Source organism: Streptacidiphilus fuscans, from assembly GCF_015690355.1.
GTDB classification, from domain to species: Bacteria; Actinomycetota; Actinomycetes; order Streptomycetales; family Streptomycetaceae; genus Streptacidiphilus; species Streptacidiphilus fuscans.
Genome location: NZ_JADPRT010000009.1, coordinates 283,196 through 301,848, shown reverse-complemented (window position 1 = coordinate 301,848; position 18,653 = coordinate 283,196). Strand labels below are relative to the sequence as shown.

General features: G+C 71.8%; 11 protein-coding genes and 3 tRNA genes. 12 read left to right on the top strand and 2 right to left on the bottom strand.

Annotation, left to right across the window (positions count from 1 at the left end; genetic code table 11):
• Window positions 1-7: 7 nt before the first annotated feature.
• From I2501_RS22635 to I2501_RS22625, 3 genes are all read left to right on the top strand, one after another.
• Window positions 8-1,594, top strand: a complete 1,587-nt coding sequence (locus tag I2501_RS22635) for a S1C family serine protease (RefSeq protein ID WP_328806534.1) — start codon at window positions 8-10, stop codon at window positions 1,592-1,594.
• 66 nt (window positions 1,595-1,660) lie between these two features.
• Window positions 1,661-1,747: transfer RNA gene (locus I2501_RS22630), tRNA-Ser, on the top strand.
• Window positions 1,748-1,993: 246 nt separating this feature from the next.
• Entirely contained in the window at window positions 1,994-3,061 is a 1,068-nt protein-coding gene (locus I2501_RS22625; protein ID WP_196195970.1) for a hypothetical protein, read from the top strand.
• Between the two features lie 191 nt (window positions 3,062-3,252).
• On the opposite strand, the gene I2501_RS22620 is transcribed toward I2501_RS22625, so the two are convergent.
• Window positions 3,253-4,971: a DEAD/DEAH box helicase gene (locus tag I2501_RS22620; protein ID WP_196195969.1), complete on the bottom strand. Its 1,719-nt coding sequence runs from the start codon at window positions 4,969-4,971 to the stop codon at window positions 3,253-3,255.
• A 325-nt stretch (window positions 4,972-5,296) separates the two neighbouring features.
• Here I2501_RS22620 and I2501_RS22615 point away from each other — a divergent pair, with 325 nt between their 5' ends.
• The 7 genes from I2501_RS22615 to I2501_RS22585 all read left to right on the top strand — a co-directional run bounded on the left by I2501_RS22615 (window position 5,297) and on the right by I2501_RS22585 (window position 13,614).
• Window positions 5,297-5,599 carry a hypothetical protein gene (locus tag I2501_RS22615; RefSeq protein ID WP_196195968.1) on the top strand — a complete coding sequence of 101 codons (303 nt, stop codon included), beginning with the start codon at window positions 5,297-5,299 and terminating at the stop codon, window positions 5,597-5,599.
• A gap of 138 nt (window positions 5,600-5,737) precedes the next feature.
• Window positions 5,738-7,117 carry an OB-fold domain-containing protein gene (locus tag I2501_RS40680; protein ID WP_328806533.1) on the top strand — a complete coding sequence of 460 codons (1,380 nt, stop codon included), beginning with the start codon at window positions 5,738-5,740 and terminating at the stop codon, window positions 7,115-7,117.
• Window positions 7,114-8,298: a lipid-transfer protein gene (locus I2501_RS22605; RefSeq protein WP_196195967.1), complete on the top strand. Its 1,185-nt coding sequence runs from the start codon at window positions 7,114-7,116 to the stop codon at window positions 8,296-8,298. The genes I2501_RS40680 and I2501_RS22605 overlap by 4 nt, the downstream gene beginning before the upstream one ends.
• Window positions 8,299-8,412: 114 nt before the next feature.
• Window positions 8,413-9,495, top strand: coding sequence for a GNAT family N-acetyltransferase (locus I2501_RS40310; protein WP_196195966.1), 1,083 nt, complete (start codon window positions 8,413-8,415; stop codon window positions 9,493-9,495).
• A gap of 121 nt (window positions 9,496-9,616) precedes the next feature.
• Window positions 9,617-10,474, top strand: coding sequence for a DUF1906 domain-containing protein (locus I2501_RS22595; RefSeq protein WP_328806532.1), 858 nt, complete (start codon window positions 9,617-9,619; stop codon window positions 10,472-10,474).
• A 277-nt stretch (window positions 10,475-10,751) separates the two neighbouring features.
• Window positions 10,752-12,440 (top strand): long-chain fatty acid--CoA ligase, encoded by a 1,689-nt coding sequence (locus I2501_RS22590; protein ID WP_196195965.1) that lies wholly within the window; start codon window positions 10,752-10,754, stop codon window positions 12,438-12,440.
• Window positions 12,441-12,657: 217 nt separating this feature from the next.
• Window positions 12,658-13,614, top strand: a complete 957-nt coding sequence (locus I2501_RS22585) for a TolB-like translocation protein (RefSeq protein ID WP_196195964.1) — start codon at window positions 12,658-12,660, stop codon at window positions 13,612-13,614.
• 87 nt (window positions 13,615-13,701) lie between these two features.
• Here the strand turns inward: I2501_RS22585 and I2501_RS22580 are convergent, their stop codons facing one another.
• Window positions 13,702-17,610: a PAS domain-containing protein gene (locus I2501_RS22580; RefSeq protein ID WP_196195963.1), complete on the bottom strand. Its 3,909-nt coding sequence runs from the start codon at window positions 17,608-17,610 to the stop codon at window positions 13,702-13,704.
• A 231-nt stretch (window positions 17,611-17,841) separates the two neighbouring features.
• On the opposite strand from I2501_RS22580, the gene I2501_RS22575 reads away from it, so the two are divergent.
• Both I2501_RS22575 and I2501_RS22570 read left to right on the top strand, forming a co-directional pair.
• Window positions 17,842-17,932 (top strand) — tRNA-Ser (locus tag I2501_RS22575).
• Window positions 17,933-18,308: 376 nt separating this feature from the next.
• Window positions 18,309-18,381 (top strand) — tRNA-Arg (locus I2501_RS22570).
• Window positions 18,382-18,653: the final 272 nt, after the last annotated feature.

Here is an 18,653-nt window from a genome sequence, read left to right as displayed (position 1 = left end):
TCGATTCGTGAGCACCGAGCACGAGGGTGGGCCCGACGGGTCGGAACGCCCCGCCCCCGATGCGACTCCGGCGGATCGTCCGGCGGAGCAGGCGCCCGCGAGCGGCCCGGTCGCTCCCCCGGTCGACCCCGACCTCGCCGGCTTCCCCGCGCCCCCGGCGCGCCCGCCGGTCGCGGACGCGCCGCCGACGGCTCCGGCCGAGCCTGAGGCACCCACCGCGCCGCTGCCGCCGTTCGTCGAGCCGCCCGCGCCGCCGGCTGCTCCGCCCGTTGCTCCGGCACCCGCGCCGGCTGCGGCTCCGGCTCCCGCCCCTGCCGCTGCCCCTGCCCCTGCGCCGATGGCCCAGGCTCCCGCCGGGCCGCCGCAGCCTCCGCAGCAGCCGCCGATCTGGCAGGCCGCGCCCATGCCTCCGCTCCCGGAGGCCCCGGTCGGTCCCTTCGGCGCAGGTCAGATCGTCGAGAAGCCGAAGTCGGCGGGCAGCCGTCGTGGCGTCTTCATCGCGCTGCTCGCTGCCACGGCTATCGTCGCGGGCGCGGTCGGCGGTGGCATCGGCTCCTGGCTGGAGGGCCGCAACACCGCGGGCTCCTCCAGCACCACGGTGACGGCCGCCAGCAACCCGAACGGCCTCAGCCGACCGGCGGGCTCCATCGCCGCGATCGCGGCCAAGGCGCTGCCGAGCGTGGTCACCATCGAGGCGAGCGGTTCCTCCGAGTCCGGCACGGGGACGGGCTTCGTCTTCGACACCCAGGGCCACATCCTCACCAACAACCACGTGGTCGCCCCCTCGATCGGCGGCGGCAAGCTGACGGTGAAGTTCGCCGACGGCTCCAGCTACAACGCGTCGGTGGTGGGTCGCGCCCAGGGTTACGACGTCGCGGTGATCAAGCTCGACTCGGTCCCCAAGGAAAAGCTGGTCCCGCTCCCGCTCGGCGACTCCGACGCGGTCCAGGTTGGCGACACGACCATCGCGATCGGCGCACCGTTCGGGCTCTCCGGCACGGTCACCTCGGGCATCGTCAGCGCCAAGAACCGCCCGGTCGCCTCGGGCGACCAGTCGACCTCGCAGACGTCCTACATGAACGCGCTGCAGACGGACGCGTCGATCAACCCGGGCAACTCCGGCGGGCCGCTGATGAACGCTTCGGGCCAGGTCATCGGCATCGACTCGGCGATCCAGTCCACCAGTTCCAGCACGAGCGGCGGCCAGTCCGGCAGCATCGGCCTGGGCTTCGCGATCCCGATCAACCAGGCCAAGTGGGTCGCCGCCCAGCTGATCCAGACGGGCGTCCCGACCTACCCGATCCTCGGCGTCCTCCGCGACGACAGCTACCAGGGCGACGGCGCGAAGATCTCCTCCACCCCGGTCCAGGGCACCCCGGCCGTCACCCCCGGCGGCCCTGCCGACCAGGCCGGCCTCAAGCCGGGCGACGTGATCACCCAGCTCGACGGAGTCCTGATCGACTCCGGCCCGACCCTGGTCAGCGAGATCTGGGCCCACCACCCGGGCGACAAGGTCGCCGTCGTCTACACCCGCAACGGCCAGTCCCACACGACCACGGTCACCCTGGGCAAGCGGGTCGGCGACAACCAGTAATCATCGCCACACCGCGCCGAAGTCGTGAGAAGATCCCTGGCGTGGACGACAAGCTCGCCCACACCAGGAGTCTTGCCCGAGCGGCCTAAGGGAACGGTCTTGAAAACCGTCGTGGCAGCGATGTCACCGTGGGTTCAAATCCCACAGACTCCGCAATAGAACAGCCCCCGACCAGCAGCAACGGTCGGGGGCTGTGTCATGTCTGTGTGCGGTGCCGGTTGGGAGGGGTGCGGTTGGGACGGAGCCCGGCAGGGGTCCGTGCCGAGGTCCGCAAATGGGGCAAACACGCTGCTGGTCAGCGGCTTTACACCCTCGGAAATTCGAGGATGCGTGGCGATCTTCGAGCGTATGGTGATCGCCGATCGGGACCGTTCGGTCCCCAACAAGAGAGTTGGCTTCGTGGATTCTGCCTTCACTCCTCGGCCGAGCATCACACGCACCCTCGCGACCACCGCGGCACTCGGCATGCTGGTCGCCGTCGCCGGCGTCGTGCAGCCCGTCGCTGCCTCCGCGGCACCGCTGGCACCGGCTGCCGGCGTTCGCAGCGCCGCCGGAACGTCAGCGACGTCGGCTCCCGACCTCACCGACGGGGACCTCACCGGTGACGGCATACCGGACCTGGTCACGGTCGGTGCGCAGAACGGCCTGCCCTCGGGTCTGTGGCTGGCGCCGGGAACAGGCAACGGGCACGCGGCCGTGTCGCCCATCGACATCGGCGTCAACGGCGCCGGGTTCAACAGCACCGGCTCGCCGTCCGACTTCGACGGGGCGACCGCGATCACGGGACGCTTCACCGGCGGCGCGAACCAGGACGTCCTGATCTACTACCCCGCCGGGATCCACGCGGGGGGCGGCGTGATCCTTGCCGGCAACGGCAACACCTCCCCGCTCGCCGCCGGTGGGAACCTCCTGATGGGCGGGTCGCTTGCGAACCTCAACGGCGACAACCCCACCCAGGTCGCCAACGGCGGCAACACCTCCGGCCTGAACACCGGCATCCCGGATCTGCTCGGCGTCCTGGGGGACAGCACCAACGGGTACGGGCTCAACATCTACACGGCGAACGTTCCCGCCGGGTACGGGCTTCCGGTCACGCTGAACGTCAACACGCCCGACGGCACGGCCGACTGGAACAACTGGACCATCGCCACCACGCAGTTGCCGGTCACCGGCGGTGGCGCCACCACTGCGATGTTCCTGTGGAAGCAGTCCACCGGCGAGCTGGACCTGTGGGAGAACCTCCAGGCCAACACCACCACGGGTGCGCTCACCTACACCGCGTACCCGGTCGCCACCCGGTGGAACACGGGCGCGACCCTCACCCTGCAGGCAGCCGACATCAACGGCGACGGAGTGCCGGACCTGTGGACGGTCGGCGCGAACCGGAAGGTCACCGCCAACCTCTTCAGCCACCTCTCGACGACCAAGGCGGCCACGCTGGCCAAGGTCACGGAGACGCTCAACTGAGTCCTGCACGGTCATCGGACAGACGGACGAAGCGGTGACAGAGCGGTGCCGGCAGGCTCGTAAGTAGAGCCCGCCGAGCGACGGGGTCGCCCGCACGGCACGCACGGTGAAGGACGGCCCCGGGGTGCGGGAGGGGCCGTCTGCCCCGTAGTCACCGTCCTACCCTTCGAGCGGCCCGCCGCGGGCGGCGGTCAGCGGTTCTGGTCCCGTTCGCGGCGGACGTTGGCCTTGCGGCCCTTGATGGTGGTGCCGCGCAGGGCGCGGATCACGGATTCGGCGGCGTTCTCGGGGACCTCGACCAGGGAGAAGCGGTCGGCGATCTCGATCGAGCCGATCTCGCGTCCGCTCAGCCGGGACTCCCCGGCGATCGCTCCGACCAGGTCCTGCGGGCGGATGCCCGCGCTGCGGCCGGCGGCGACGAACAGGCGGGTCATGCCCTGGGAGGGGCGGCCGCCGCCCTTGCGGCCGCGCGGGGCGCGTTCGCGGCCGCGGTCCATCGGCGCGACCTCGGGGATCTCCTCCTCGTCGAAGGCGGCGCCGCCCGACTCGTGGGCCAGCTTCACCGCGGCGAGCGCGACATCCATGATGTCGAACTCGTCCGCCAGGCTCTCCACCACGACGCGGAACCGGTCCAGATCCTCGTCCTCAAGGACGCTCTCGTAGAGCGCGGCCCGGGTCAACTCCAGTCGCCTGGCCCGGAGATCAGCCACCGAGGGGACCTTCTCCACCGGGATCCTGCGCCCGGTCGCCCGCTCGATCGCCTTGAGCATCCGGTGCTCGCGCGGTTCTGCCAGCGTGACGGCCACGCCCTCCCGGCCCGCGCGGCCGACCCGGCCGATCCGGTGCACGTACGACTCCGTGGCGGAGGGCACGTCGTAGTTGATCACGTGGGTGAGGTGCTCGATGTCGATGCCGCGCGCGGCGACGTCGGTGGCGACCAGCAGGTCCGCGGTCCCGCCGCGCAGCCGCGCCATCACCCGGTCCCGCTGCTCCTGGCTCAGGCCGCCGTGCAGCGCCTCGGCCCGGTAGCCGCGTCCGTTGAGGCTCTCGGTGAGCTGGTCGACCTGCTCGCGGGTCCGGCAGAACACGATGGCCGCCTCCGGCGCCTCCACGTCCAGAATCCTGCCGAGCGCGGCGGCCTTCTGCGGCCGGGCCACCACGAAGGCGGTCTCCCTGACGCTCGGGGCCTCGCCCGGGGCCGGGGCCTCCCGCTCGATCTGCACCCTTACCGGGTTGCGGAGATGACGCCGCGCCATGGAGTCGATGCGGGAGGGCATCGTCGCGGAGAACAGCACGGTCTGGCGCTCCTCGGGCGCGCTCTCCAGGATGGCGGTGATGTCCTCGGCGAAGCCCATGTCGAGCATTTCGTCGGCCTCGTCGAGGACGACGGTCTCGACGTCGTCGAGGCGCAGGGTCCCACGGGAGATGTGGTCGAGCGCCCGGCCCGGGGTCGCCACGACCACGTCGACCCCCTGCCCCAGGGCGCGCAGCTGCCGACCGATGGGCTGGCCGCCGTAGACGGGCAGGACGCGGGTGCCCAGCTCGCTGCCGTAGCGGTGCACGGCCTCGGACACCTGGATGGCCAGCTCCCTGGTGGGCACGAGCACCAGGGCGGCCGGGCCGGACCGTTTGCGGTCCCGCCCGGAGAGGCGCTGCAGTATCGGCAGGGCGAAGGCGGCGGTCTTCCCGGTGCCGGTGGCGGCCTGGCCCAGCAGATCGCTGCCCTCCAGCAGGGGAGGAACGGCCTCGCGCTGGATCGGCGTCGGCTCCTCGTAGCCCAGCGCGGAGAGCGCCCGCAGGAGCTGCGGAGCGAGGCCCAGGGCGGCGAAGTCGACCTCTTCGGCACCGGCTGGGGTGTCGGCTTCCGTACTCGCGTCGGTGCTGGCACGGGGACTGGCGCCTGTCGTCATCGTGGTTCCTCCGGACTCATGCAGACTCATGCAGAGGGGACATGCGACCCGCCAATTGTCCCTCTTACGGCCCGGCGGCACATTCCGACCGGGGGTGCGACGGGTGTCGGGAACGGCCCCCGGAGCCCGGAGGATTCGGCGGCCGGGAACGGGGCAGGTGGCCCGCTCGGACACCGTTCATGCATCGACTTCCGCAGTCCACACCATAGGGCGAAATGGGCCTGGAGGTCTGGTTCTTTGTCGATTCATTGAGGAATTCTGATGGTGCGACGTCGCAGTCCGCACTCGGAAGTCCGCAGTAGTCAGCAGCACTCAGGAGGACCGCATGTCCCGTATCCGCACCGCTCTCGTCGCTGTTCCGCTCGCTGCCGCCGCGCTGGTCATCGGGGCCGGGGTGGCGTCCGCCGACTCCAACGGGGCCTTTGCGGGTGGTGGGTCGAACAGCAGCATCGTGAACGACAACGGCACCGGCAACCTCTCCGGCTGGGTCGACGGGAACTCGAACTGGACCCAGCAGACGGCCACCGGTTCGGGCGCCTCGAACGCGAACAACACGCTGGGGGTGAAGGACAACAGCGGAGCGGTCTTCGCCGACCAGTCGAACACGAACGTCCGCATCATTTTCTGAACCGCTTTCTGATGATACGTCACTCATGAGCGCCGACAAGGCGTAGCACGGCAGCGCAGGGCCCCGGGGATCGCGCCGACCCGGGGCCTTGCCCCGTTGTCTTGACAGTCACAACGGATCTGACGCAGTGTCAGATCCGTGAACCCTCAGGATTGGACCGGGCTTCCCTCGGTGAGCGGCGGTGTCGCACCCGACCCCGTCAACGCGCCGATGATCCGCCACTGGTGCGAGGCGATGGGTGATGCCAACCCCGCCTACACCGGCGCCGACGCCGTCGCTCCGCCCGCCATGCTGCAGGCGTGGACGCTGCCGGGACTGGGTCTGCGCTCCGGCGGTGGCAGTGGCGGACGCAGCGAGCACTTCGACGCGTTGATGGCCGCGGTGGAGGCGGACGGCTGCACCTCCGTCGTCGCGACCGACTGCGAGCAGGAGTACCTGCGTCCGCTGTGGATCGGGGAGCGAGTGCTCTTCGACGCGGTGATCGAGTCCGTCTCGGACGAGAAGCGCACCGCCCTCGGCGCCGGCCGCTTCGTCACCACCCGCATGGACCTGCGCGCCTACGACGAGGCCGCCGGCGAGAAGCCCGGGGACGCGACGCCGCTGGGCTCGCACCGGTTCCGGATCCTGAAGTTCAGCCCGGTCGCGCGGGCGGACAGGCCCGAGCGGGCTGACAAGCCTGAGCAGAGCGAGCCGGAGGGCACGAAGGCGAAGCCGCTGCACCCCCGTCCCGTGGTCAACCGCGACAACGCCGGGTTCTGGGACGGTGTGGCCGCCGGAGAGCTGCGGTTCCAGCGGTGCGACGACTGCGATACGGCGCGCTTTCCCTGGCTGCCGGGATGCAACGCCTGCGGCGGCGACCGCTGGCACGCCGAGGCCGCGTCCGGTGACGGCGTCGTCTACTCCAAGGTCACCGTGCACCACCCCATGCCCGCCGCGTTCGGCGCGCCCTACGCTGTCGCGCTGGTCGAACTCGCCGAGGGCGTACGGGTCGTGAGCAATGTGGTGGACGTCCCGCCGGAGCGGGTCGCGATCGGGATGCCGGTGCGGCTCGGATTCCGGCGATTCGACGACGAGTTGGCGCTGCCGGTCTTCCACCCCGCCGGTCCCGACCGGCTGCCGCCGCTGCGGGTGCCGATCACGCGGACGCTGGTCGTCGCCGGTGCCATCGCCTCGCGGGACTACCAGGACGTCCACCACGACGCCGAGTTGGCGCGTGCCAAGGGCGCACCGGACATCTTCATGAACATCCTGACCACCAACGGCCTGGTCGGCCGGTACGTCACCGACTGGGCCGGGCCCGACTCCCGTATCGAGGCGATCGCGATCCGGCTCGGAGTCCCCGCCTATCCCGGCGACGAGCTGCGGTTCAGCGGCGAGGTGACCGAACGCGCTGAGGACGGACGGCATCTGGTGCTCGCGATACGCGGGAGGAACCGGCTCGGCGTGCACGTCAGCGGAACGGTGCGGCTGCTGCTCGAAGAAGGCCACGGACGACGGGACCAGGAGGGGCGCGCATGAGTCTGCACCGGGCCGACAGCCTCGGCGGACGGGCCGCGATCGTCGGGATCGGGGCGACCGAGTTCTCCAAGGCCTCCGGCCGCAGTGAGTTGAAGCTCGCGGTCGAGGCCGTCCAGGCCGCACTCGACGATGCCGGGCTGACACCCGCCGACGTCGACGGGATGGTCAGCTTCACCATGGACACCAACCCCGAGATCACCGTCGCCCAGGCGGCCGGGATCGGGGAGCTGTCCTTCTTCAGCCGCATCCACTACGGCGGTGGGGCCGCCTGCGCGACCGTGCAGCAGGCGGCCATGGCGGTGGCGACCGGGGTGGCCGAGGTCGTGGTCTGCTACCGCGCGTTCAACGAGCGCTCGGGGCACCGGTTCGGCTCCGGGCTGCAGGCGCGGCAGCCGTCGGCCGAGGGCGTGGCGATGGGCTGGACGATGCCGTTCGGGCTGCTCACCCCGGCCTCCTGGGTCGCCCTGCACGCCGCCCGCTACCTGCACACGTACGGGCTGACGCCGGACGCGTTCGGCCCGGTCGCCGTCGCGGACCGGCGGCACGCGGCGACGAACCCGGCCGCGTACTTCTACGAGCGGCCGATCACCCTGGAGGAGCACGCCGCGTCCCGCTGGATCGTCGAACCGCTGCGGCTGTTGGACTGCTGCCAGGAGACGGACGGCGGGCAGGCGATCGTGGTCACCTCCGTGGAGCGCGCCCGGGACCTGCCGCATCCGCCCGCCGTCGTCGCGGCGGCGGCCCAGGGCGCGGGCCGGGCGCAGGAGGCGATGACCAGCTTCTACCGCGACGACCTCACCGGACTTCCCGAAATGGGCGTGGTGGCATGGCAGTTGTGGCGGACCAGCGGACTGCGGCCGGACGAGGTCGACACCGCCGTGCTCTACGACCACTTCACCCCGTTCGTGCTGATGCAGCTGGAGGAGTTCGGCTTCTGCGGCAAGGGCGAGGCCGCCGACTTCGCCGCCGGGGGCGCGCTGGAGCTGGGCGGACGGCTGCCGGTCAACACCCACGGCGGACAGCTGGGGGAGGCGTACCTCCACGGGATGAACGGCATCGCGGAGGGCGTCCGGCAGGTGCGCGGCAGCTCGGTCAACCAGGTCGTGGGCGCGGAGAAGGTGCTGGTCACGGCGGGGACCGGGGTGCCGACCTCGGGGCTGGTGCTGACAGCGGACAGGTGAGCGGGCCGGTGGGCGGACCGATCAGCGGCGGGTGGGTGGACCGGTGGCGTGTACCGACGCGGCCGGCCTGTAAATCCTTTGCTGTGCCCACGGCCGAGGGCAACAATCCGAAGCATGAGCGCTGACCGGGAAGCTGACCGTACGGGCGAGGACCCGAGCCGCTACGTCTGGCGTCCGATCGAGACCACCGACGTGGCTGCCTGGGTGCGGCTGATCGACGCGATCGAGGCGGACCAGGGGACCGACGACAACTCCTCGGAGCAGGGCCTGCTGGAGGAGTTCGACAGCCCCAACCAGGACTTCCCGCGCGGCAGCATGGGCGTTTGGGACGGCGACCGCATGGTCGGCTGCGCCGTGCTTGTGGCCAGAAGCGCGACCAACCCGCTGCACGAGTCCCGGCAGCGGGGCGGCGTCGACCCGGAGTACCGGGGCCAGGGCATCGGTGCGGGTTTGCTGCGCTGGGCGGAGCGGGCGGTGCTGCCGCTGCACGAGGAGCGCTTCCCGGGGCAGGGGTTGGCGCTGAACACGGGCTGCCCGGTCGACATGGAGCCGGCCATGGCGTTGTTCCAGGAGCTCGGTTACCAGCAGATCCGGTGGTTCTACGACATGAGGGTCGCCGACCTGGCCGGGGCCGTCGCCGAGTTGTCCCCGATGCCCGCACCGCGCGGTGTCGTGGTCCGGCAGTTCACGTCGGAGCGGTCGGCGGACGCCCGGCAGGTACGCAACGACTCCTTCCGCGACCACTTCGACTACACACCCATGGACCTGGACAGCTGGCGCCGCTTCGTCGAGGGTTCCGCGTTCCGCCCGCAGTACAGCGTCATCGCCTACGACGAGGTCAGCGGGGCGCCGCTGGGGATCGTGCTCGCCGAGGAGTTCGAGAAGCACCGGGAGGTCACCGGCAAGCGCGACCTCTATGTCGCGCTCGTCGGCACGGCGCGCGCGGGCCGCAAGCGCGGCATCGCCTCGGCGCTGCTGGGGCACGTGCTGCGGATCGCGCAGGCGGACGGATTCGACACCGCGTCGCTCGGCGTCGACGCGGACTCGCCGACTGGCGCGCCCTCCGTCTACCAGCGGCTCGGCTTCCGGCCCGCGAAGACGTGGGTGGCCCAGCGCAAGCTGATCAAGGAAGCCGAGGGGTCCGCGTCGGAGGGGTCCGCGTTGGAGGGGTCCGCGGCGGAGGACGCGGAGGGCTGAACGCCCACGACGTCGCGGGCGGTCGCGCGCGACACATACGGGTAAGGAGTGTCTGAACGGCAATGTCCTTACCCGGGCGTGGCATATCGTCAGATAACGGACAATCAGCTCACGATCGAATGTGACCAAACCGCGAACCGCTCTGCGCTCTCTTCTCTGCACGATGCTCGCGCTGCTCTCCGTACCGGCGCTGGCATCCCCGACCCAGGCCGCCGTGCCCGTGTACCGAGGACCACAGGTCTTCCACGGGCAGGCCTTCGACACCTGCTCGGCGCCCGCTCTCTCCCTGCTCCGCGCCTGGCGGAGATCCTCGCCCTACGGAGCGCTCGGCATCTACATCGGCGGCACCAATCGCGGCTGCTCGCAGCCCCGGCTCAACCGCGCGTACGTGCAGCAGGCCACCGCGATGGGCTGGCGGCTGCTCCCGCTCTACGTGGGCGCGCAGGCCCCGTGCGTCGCGAGCCCGCACGGCCGCGGCGAGCGGATCGGTTACTGGTCCGGTTTCACCCAGGGGCAGAACGAGGGCGCCGACGCGGTCAGGGCGGCCCGCGCGCTCGGGCTTGGCGCGTCGAGCCCGGTCTACCTGGACATGGAGGCGTACGTCCGCGACCGGGGCAGGTGCAGCCTGGCCGTGCTCCGCTACACCACGGCGTGGTCCCGCATCGTCCACTCCGGCGGCTACCTGGCCGGCTTCTACAGCTCCGCGAGCTCCGGCGTGGCGGACCTGGCCTCGCTCTCCGCCTACCGGGAGGCGGCGCTGACCAGCACCGCCCAGCAGAACGGCCTGCCGGACGTGATCTGGTACGCGCGCTGGGACCGGCGCGACTCGACGGACGGCTACCGCGCGCTCGGCGCGGGCCAGTGGTCCGGGCACCGACGGCTGCACCAGTACCTCGCCAACCACGTCGAGGACCACGGCGGTCAGGGCCTGCTGATCGACCGCAACGCGGTCGACGCCCCGGTCGCCGTCGTCGGCTGAGGTCGCTCGTCGGCTGAGACCGCCCGGCCGTCGCCCGAACCACCTCGTTGCCCCCGTTGCGACCTGCCGCAGCGGCGGCACTGTGCGGGTGCACTCGTATCCGGGCCGATGTCCGGCGTTCCGGCCATTGCCTGGGACCTGGGCCGGGACGAGAATCTTCCGGTACGCCCCTACTCGCCAGTAGGACGCGCGGTCGAGGCCGCCCGGACCACCATGGTGGGAGGAGGGGGAGCCGGCTCCGACCAGCTCAGGCGTGGTCAGGTCAAGGAGGACCCAGGTGCTCAGCACGATGCAGGACGTTCCGCTCACGGTAGGCCGGATCCTGGCCCACGGTTCGACCTTCCACGGCGGATCGACCGTGGCCACCTGGAACGGCGAGAGCGCCGAGAGCCGGACCTTCGCCGAGGTCGGGGCCCGTGCCGCACAGCTCGCCCACGCGCTCCGCGACGAGCTGGGCGTCACCGGCGACCAGCGCGTCGCCACCCTGATGTGGAACAACACCGAGCACCAGGAGATCTACCTGGCGGTGCCCTCCATGGGCGCGGTCCTGCACACCCTCAACCTGCGCCTGCCCGCCGCCCAGCTCTCCTACATCATCAACCACGCCGGCGACCACGCGATCTTCGTCAACGGCACCCTGCTGCCGATGCTGGCCCCGCTGCTGCCGCAGCTCGAACCGACGCTGCGTCATGTCGTGGTCGTGGGACCGGCGAGCGCCGAGAGCACGGCCCTGCTCGACGCCTTCACGGCGCGCGGGATCGCGGTCCACACCTACGAAGAGCTGATCGCGGACCGGCCGACCAGCTACCCCTTCCCGACCGACCTGGACGAGCGCACCGCCGCCGCGATGTGCTACACCTCCGGGACCACCGGCGACCCCAAGGGCGTCGTCTACAGCCACCGGTCGATCTACCTGCACTGCCTCCAGGTCATCTCCGCCGAGGACTTCGCCATCACCTCGGCCGACAAGGCGCTGCCCGTCGTTCCGATGTTCCACGTCAACGCCTGGGGCCTGCCCCACGCCGCGTTCATGGTCGGCACCTCGCTGCTGATGCCGGACCGCTTCCTGCAGCCCGAGCCGCTGGCGCGGATGATCCAGGCGGAACGCCCCACCGTCAGCGCGGCGGTGCCGACCATCTGGACCGGTCTGCTGGGCGAGCTGGACGCGCACGACTACGACACCTCGTCGCTGCGCCGCGTCGTGATCGGCGGCTCCGCCTGTCCGCCGTCGCTGATGAAGGCGTTCGAGGAGCGCCACCGGATCACCCTGGTCCACGCCTGGGGCATGACCGAGACGTCCCCGCTGGGCTCCTTCGCCCTCCCGCCGGGCGGTCTGACGCCCGAGGAGGAGTGGCCCTACCGCCTCACCCAGGGCCGCTTCCCCGCCTCCGTCGAGCCGCGCATCATCGGCCCCGACGGCACCCCGGCCCCGCACGACGGCGTCGCCACCGGCGAGTTGGAGGTCCGCGGCCCGTGGATCGCCGGGTCCTACTACGGCGACGAGCAGCTCTCCTCGGACAAGTTCAGCGACGACGGCTGGCTCCGCACCGGCGACGTCGGCACCATCAGCCCCGACGGCTTCCTGACCCTGACCGACCGCGCCAAGGACGTCATCAAGTCCGGCGGCGAGTGGATCTCCAGCGTCGAGCTGGAGAACCACCTGATGGCCCACCCTGACGTCCTGGAGGCCGCCGTCGTCGCCGTCCCGGACGACAGGTGGGGCGAGCGCCCCCTCGCCACCGTCGTCCTCCGCCCGGACGCCCACGTCGGCTTCGCCGACCTCCGCGCCTTCCTCGCGGAGCGCGTCGCCTCCTGGCAGCTCCCGGAGCGGTGGTCGGTGATCGAGTCGGTGCCGAAGACCAGCGTCGGCAAGTTCGACAAGAAGGTCATCCGGGCCGAGTACGCGGCTGGTGAACTGGACGTGACCTGGGAGGACAGCAAGCCCGCCAAGAACGGGCAGGCCTGAGGCGCTGAGGCGCTGAGGCGCGCTGAGCTCCTGAGGTACGGAACACCGGGAGACGCCTGCCGGCGCCGGGGACGGTGGACAACGCGCCGGCTGTTGCAAGCCGGTGACGTCAGCCTCACAGTTCCACGGTCATTCGCTGACAGGATTCTCTTGTCGCAGTGAGCGACTCCCGCGGTTTCCGCATCGCGACGACCGCCGTACCAGGGGAGGCAGAGCCATGTCTGTTCGTCATCGCCGCACCGCAGCCGCCGTCGTGATCGCCGCTGCCGCCGTCGCCGGTGCGTTTGCGCCCACCGTCGCCGACGCGGCCTCGCGCGGGATGTCCACCGCGGCCCCGACGTTCTTCGTCGGTGCCGCGAGCAGCGGCGTGAGTGGTGCCAGCGGACTGACCGTCAGCGACGGTTCGCCGTGGGTGCTGATCAACGGCACCTGGGTCGACTTCGGTACCGACGTCCGCGACCTCGCCTGGAACCCGAGCGGCACCAAGGCTGCGTTCGTCGACAGCTCGGGCAACCTGGACGTCGCGAACCCGAACGGGAGCGGCCGCGTCGTCGTGGCCAAGAACCCCGGTGGGCAGACCTGGTCCCACCCCACCTGGCAGGTCGCGAAGGCGGACACGGCGGACGGGATCCCCGCCAAGGACAACCTGGTCTTCGTCGCCTCCAAGAGCGGCACCGCGCGTCTGGAGACCGTCGCCGCCACCGCACACAACGGCACGCCCGCCCTGCTGCGGCTGGAGCCGTACGCCGGGGATCCGGCCCTGCCCACGACCAGCAACAACTGGCCGAACGCGGGCGGTGCCTACGGATCGATGGTGTACGACAACACCCACACCGGCGACGTCTACATCCGCGACGACTACATCCGCCAGCAGGGCAGCGCGGTCGTCCAGGGCTCCGAGCCCGCGCTCTCGCCCAACGGCGACGAGATCGTCTTCGTCCGCTCGGTGGGCGGCCACGACCACATCTTCGAGGCCACCTTCACCACGTCGAAGCCCGTCGTCCAGGACCTGACGCCGCACGCCACGACCGACTACACCGAGCCGACCTTCTCGGCGAACGGCGCCGACATCGCCTTCCGTACCCCGACCGGCATCGACGTCATGCTTGACCACGGCCGCAGCGCACCGGTCAGGGCCACCACCCACGTCGGCCTTCCGGCTTTCCGGGGCTGACGGACCGATCTGAGCTGCTCCCGACCGGGACTGATGCGCCTCGCATCGGTCCCGGTTCGTTTTCATGCACCGTGAACTGACGATTCGTCAGGCCTCGCCCAGGGAGCCGATCCTGCCGAGCAGGTCGACGATCCGGGCCTGGACCTCCGGGGAGGTGGAGCGTTCGGCGAGGAAGAGGACGGTCTCGCCCGAGCGCAGGCCCGCGCGCTGTTCCGCGCCGTCCACGGAGGTGTAGACGACGAGGGGCGTGCGCTGGAGCCGGTTGTTGCTGCGCAGCCAGTCGACGATGCCCATCCGGCGACGGCGGATCAGCATCAGGTCCATCACGACCAGGTTGGGCTGGACGCTTGCGGCACGCGAGACCGCGTCGCTCTCCGACGCCGCGTGCTCGACGTGCATGCCGCGACGTTCCAGCGTCGCCGTGAAGGCGGCGGTGATGTGCGGGTCCTGCTCGACCAGCAGCACGCGGGGTGCGTGACGCTCGCTGTCGCGCGGCGCGAGGGCGCGCAGCAGGATCGCCGGGTCCGCGCCGTAGGCGGCCTCCGGGGTGGCCTGGCCGAGTCCGGCGGTGACCAGCACCGGGACGTTGGCGTCCCCGGCGGCCGTGCGCAGGGACTGCAGCGCGGTCCGGGTGATCGGCCCGGTCAGCGGGTCGACGAAGAGCGCCGCCGGATAGCCGGTGACCTGCGCGTCCACCTCCTCGCGGGAGCGGACGATGACGGGCCGGTAGCCGCGGTCCTGGAGCGCCTGACGCGTCGACGGGTCCGGCTCGGGCCAGACCAGCAGCCGACGCGGGTGGCCGTCGGACGCGGGGGTGACCATGGTCGGGTAGTCGGCCCCGGCGATGAACTCCGGTCCGTTCTCGGGGCTCTGCCCCTCGTTGCCCTGCGGCTGCTGCTGGTTGCCCTGAGGCCCCTGCTGCTGCGGGAGGTGGGACTGCGGCGGGCCGCCGTACGGGTCGGCCTGACTCTGACTGTTCGTCAGTTGCGTTCCCCGGGGCGGGGTCTGCACCGACTGGAGCGGCGACTGGGACAGGCTCATCACGCCCGTGTTGCCGCCGAGCGTGCCTCCGCCGCCGGGCGGCAGGGGGATCGGGACGCCGCCGTGCGTGCCGTTGCCGCGCTGGCGGGCCTGCGACGGCACGCCCGGCCCGAGGGCGAGCGGGCCGCGTTGCTGGCCGCCCGACATCTGCGCGTCGGCCTGTGTCTGTCCCTGTCCCTGCGGCTGCGCCTGCTGCGCGGCGTGCGCGCGACGGCGCTGCGCCGGGGCCTGGTTCGGGTGCTGGCTCGCGCCCTGGCCCTGGCCGTTCGCCCCGTTCTGGCCGTTCATGGAGTTGACGCCGTTGCCCTGGTGCTCCGGCTGCTGTTGCTGTTGCGGCTGCTGGCCGAAGCGCCCGCCGAACGGCTCCGGCAGTGCGGGGTCGGCGGCGTGCGGGAGGTCGCTGTCCGGCGACATGTCCGGCAGGCCCATCTGCTGCACCGGCTCCAGCGCGGGTGAGGCGGAGGCGGGCGTCGCGTCACCGGTCGCCGGGCCGAGGGCCAGACGCCGACGGCGGCCGTTGCCGTTGTTGGCCGGGCGGCGCGGTTCGGGCTGGACCATGCTCCCGGCGGGCGGCAGCGCGTGCTCCAGGCCCGGGTAGACGGGACCGCCGATCAGCCCTGGGAAGTCGCCGGAGCCGGAGCCGGACCCGGAGCCGTCGCCGGAGCCTTGCGCCCGTGCCTCGCCGCGTGCTTCGGCCGCAGCGGCCGCCGCGAGCTCCGCCTCTGCCTCGGCTTCGGCCTGCGCCTGAGCGGCGGAACGCGGCGGGCGGACCACCTCGGGCGCGGGCAGGCGGTTGCGTCGGCGCGACCGGTCGGTGCCCTGGGAGGGCGTGGCCGTGGTCGGGACCTCCGCAGGTCCGCCTGCGGCTCCGTCCGCGAGGTCCGCCCGCTCCGACGCGGGGCCGTTGTCGTGGGACGACGGTCCAGGGGGCAGCGCGGGCAGCCCGGCTCCGTCCGAGGCGGCGTCCGACGCCGTCGTGCCCGCCGACTCGGCGCGGCCGCCGGCGTTCGCGGCGCGCGCAGCCTGAGCGGCCTGCGCGGCGTCGGCGGACTTCCCGGCCCTGGCCGCGGCGCGGCCCGTCCGGCCCTCGCGACCTTCAGCGCCCTCGCCGGTGCCGTGTTCGCGGGCTTCGCGGCCCTGCTGGCCCTCGTGGCTCGCGTGGCCCTCGCCGATGGCGGCGAGCTCCGGCGGCAGGTCCGGCAGGATCGCCGTCGCGTTCTCGCCGGGCGCGGGCAGCGGGCGGGTCACGGCCACGTTGTCCGGGTCCAGCGGGAGCTCGACCACGTAGGTCAGCCCCTCGCGCCCGGGGAGTTCGTACGACTGCAGCACACCGCCGTGGTGCTCCACCACGCCGCGTGCGATGGGCAGGTGGGCCGCCGCGCCGCCGATGCCAGGGCCGCGGATCTCGATCCGGGCCACCTCGCCGCGCTGCGCCGCCGCTATCACCACGGCCGTCTCGGGCCCGTTGCCCCGGTGACGTCGCCCGGAGAGCCCGGACGCCATGCCGACCGCCATGCCGAACAGGTCGCCGCCGCGGCCGTTGCTGCCACGCCCACCCGCGCCGCGTCCGCCGCCGTTCCGGCCGGCGCTGCCACGGTGGCCGGAGCCGCCGTTGCCGTCCTCCCCGCCCGCCGACGCCGAGTCCGGCGGCAGGGCCACGTCCGCGATCAGGTGGGCGATCGCGGACGCGAGGCGCTTCTCGTCCACCTCGACCTCGACCGGCGAGGGGTGCACCGAGAACTCGACCCGGCCCTCGCCCAGCAGCGTCGTGGCCTCGGAGATCGCCTCGGTGAGCACCTTCTCCAGCGCGACCGGCTCCCGCTGCAGCTGCTCCCGGCCCGCGTCCAGCGCGGCGTCGAAGCGCTGGTACTCCAGCACCCCGTCCAGCATCTGCGAGGTGCGACGGCACTCGTCGGCGAGGCGGCGCAGCACCCAGTTCGCCTCCGGCCACAGCTGGCCGGCGGGGTCGCGGGCCAGCTGCTCCAGCGTCTCGTTGAGCCGGTCCAGCGGGCTGCGCAGCTCCTGCTCCATCACGGCGGTCAGGTGCTCGTGGCGGGCTTCGAGCGCCAGGTACGCGGTCCGGTCGGTGAACGTCATCACCGCGCCGACGAACTGCTCCCCGTCCCGCACCGGGGCGGTGGACAGCTCGACCGTGACCGGCTTGCCGTCCTTGCGCCACAGCGTCGCCTCGCGGACCCGGTGCCGACGGCCCGAGTTCAGCGTGTCCGACAGCGGCGACTCCTCGGGCGGCAGCGGCGAGCCGTCCGCGCGCGAGTGCATCACCAGCGGCAGCAGCTCCTGGCCGCCCAGCTCACCGGCCCGGTGGCCGAGGATGTGCGCGGCGGCGGGGTTGACCAGCACCACCCGGCCGTCGGTGTCGACGCCGACGACGCCCTCGGCCGCGGCGCGCAGGATCATCTCGGTCTGCTTGTGCTGACGGCGCAGCTCCGCCTCGACCTCGAGCCGGGGCTGGAGGTCGCGCACCACGATCAGCAGCAGTTCGCGTTCGCTCGGCGAGGCGATGGTCACGGTCGCGCCGTAGTAGCCGCCGCCTCCGCCGAGGCTGCTGCTCCCGAGGCCGCCGCCGGTGCCGCCGCCGGACGCGTAGGTCCGTCCGTCGTCCTCGAACTCGGCCGCCTGCACCTCGACCGGGAACGCCGACCCGTCCGTGCGCCGCGCGGTCATCCGCACGGGTGCGTCGTCGTCCACGTCCGACCCGTCGCGGCTCTTGCCTCGCGGGCGCATCGAGCCGGGGATCCGACTGGGGTCGAAGTCCGGGAGTAGGTCCAGCACGCCCCGGCCGACCAGCGACGTCCCGGGGGCCTGCATGCTCTGCACCGCTGCGTCGTTGGCGTCGACGACGGTGCCGTTGCTGTTCACCAGCAACAAGGCGTCGGGGAGGGCGTCGAGTATCGCGGCGAGGCGAGCAGTGCCTCGGGTCGGCCTGCTGCTCACGACGGGAGGTCCTCCTAGCTCGCATCCGTGCTGCCTTGCTGGCTGGTTCCCGGACGAGCGGGCACCGGACGGGTCCGACGCCGGGATTCGGCCAGCTAGCACTATCGCATTGTTTTTGCGATCGCGGCGACCCGCCTAGTAACGTTGTCGAGGGTTAGCCGCGACCCCCCGGGTTGTGGCATCATCCATGCAGACGGACGTGATCGCCAGTCGGCGGACACGACTGCCTGAGGAGGCTTCGCCTAGTCCGGTCTATGGCGCCGCACTGCTAATGCGGTTTGGGCCTTAAAGCCCATCGAGGGTTCAAATCCCTCAGCCTCCGCTCCCTGAGCAGGGCCCCGACCTCACCGAGGTCGGGGCCCTGCTGCTTTCCGCGGCGCTTCTCCGCCGGGTTCCTCCTCCGAGTCCTCCCATTTCCTCTCCCATACCTCCCCTGAATGCGAACCGGGTCCGGGCGTGGTGCGCCGCGTCACTCGCCGACAACCTCCGCGCCGACGGGCGCGCCTTGACGGCCTCCCTCGGTGGCGGGGCCGGGCCTGGCGATCGATCGCCAGGTGTAAGCCGCAGGTGGGGGCGGGTGACGGGGGAGCGAAAACTCGATTTCGTCTCGGGCTGGCGGTCGTGTAATGTTCTTCCCGTGAGGCCGCGAGGGGCGGACGAGAGAAAGCCCTGAGGGACCGAGCAGAACAACAGAACATGCGCTCGTAGCTCAACGGATAGAGCATTTGACTACGGATCAAAAGGTTGCAGGTTCGAATCCTGCCGAGCGCACAAGATCAGAAGGCCCGCACTGAAGAGTGCGGGCCTTCTGCGTTTCCTCGGTGTTCTCGGGCGGGATCCCCGGCCGTGGGGTGTGTCGTGCGTCTCACCTGCGGGGCCGCAGACGGGTGTTCCTGCCCGGTCGGCCCCCGTACCTGATCGGGCATCAACTATGTGCCCGTTCCGTCCTTCCGGCGTGCCCGAGCGCGGTGCTGCCCGTCCTTGTGCGGCCCCGAAGGCGCAACTACGGTGAAGAGAGCCCCTGTCGGTACAGCGCCTCGGAC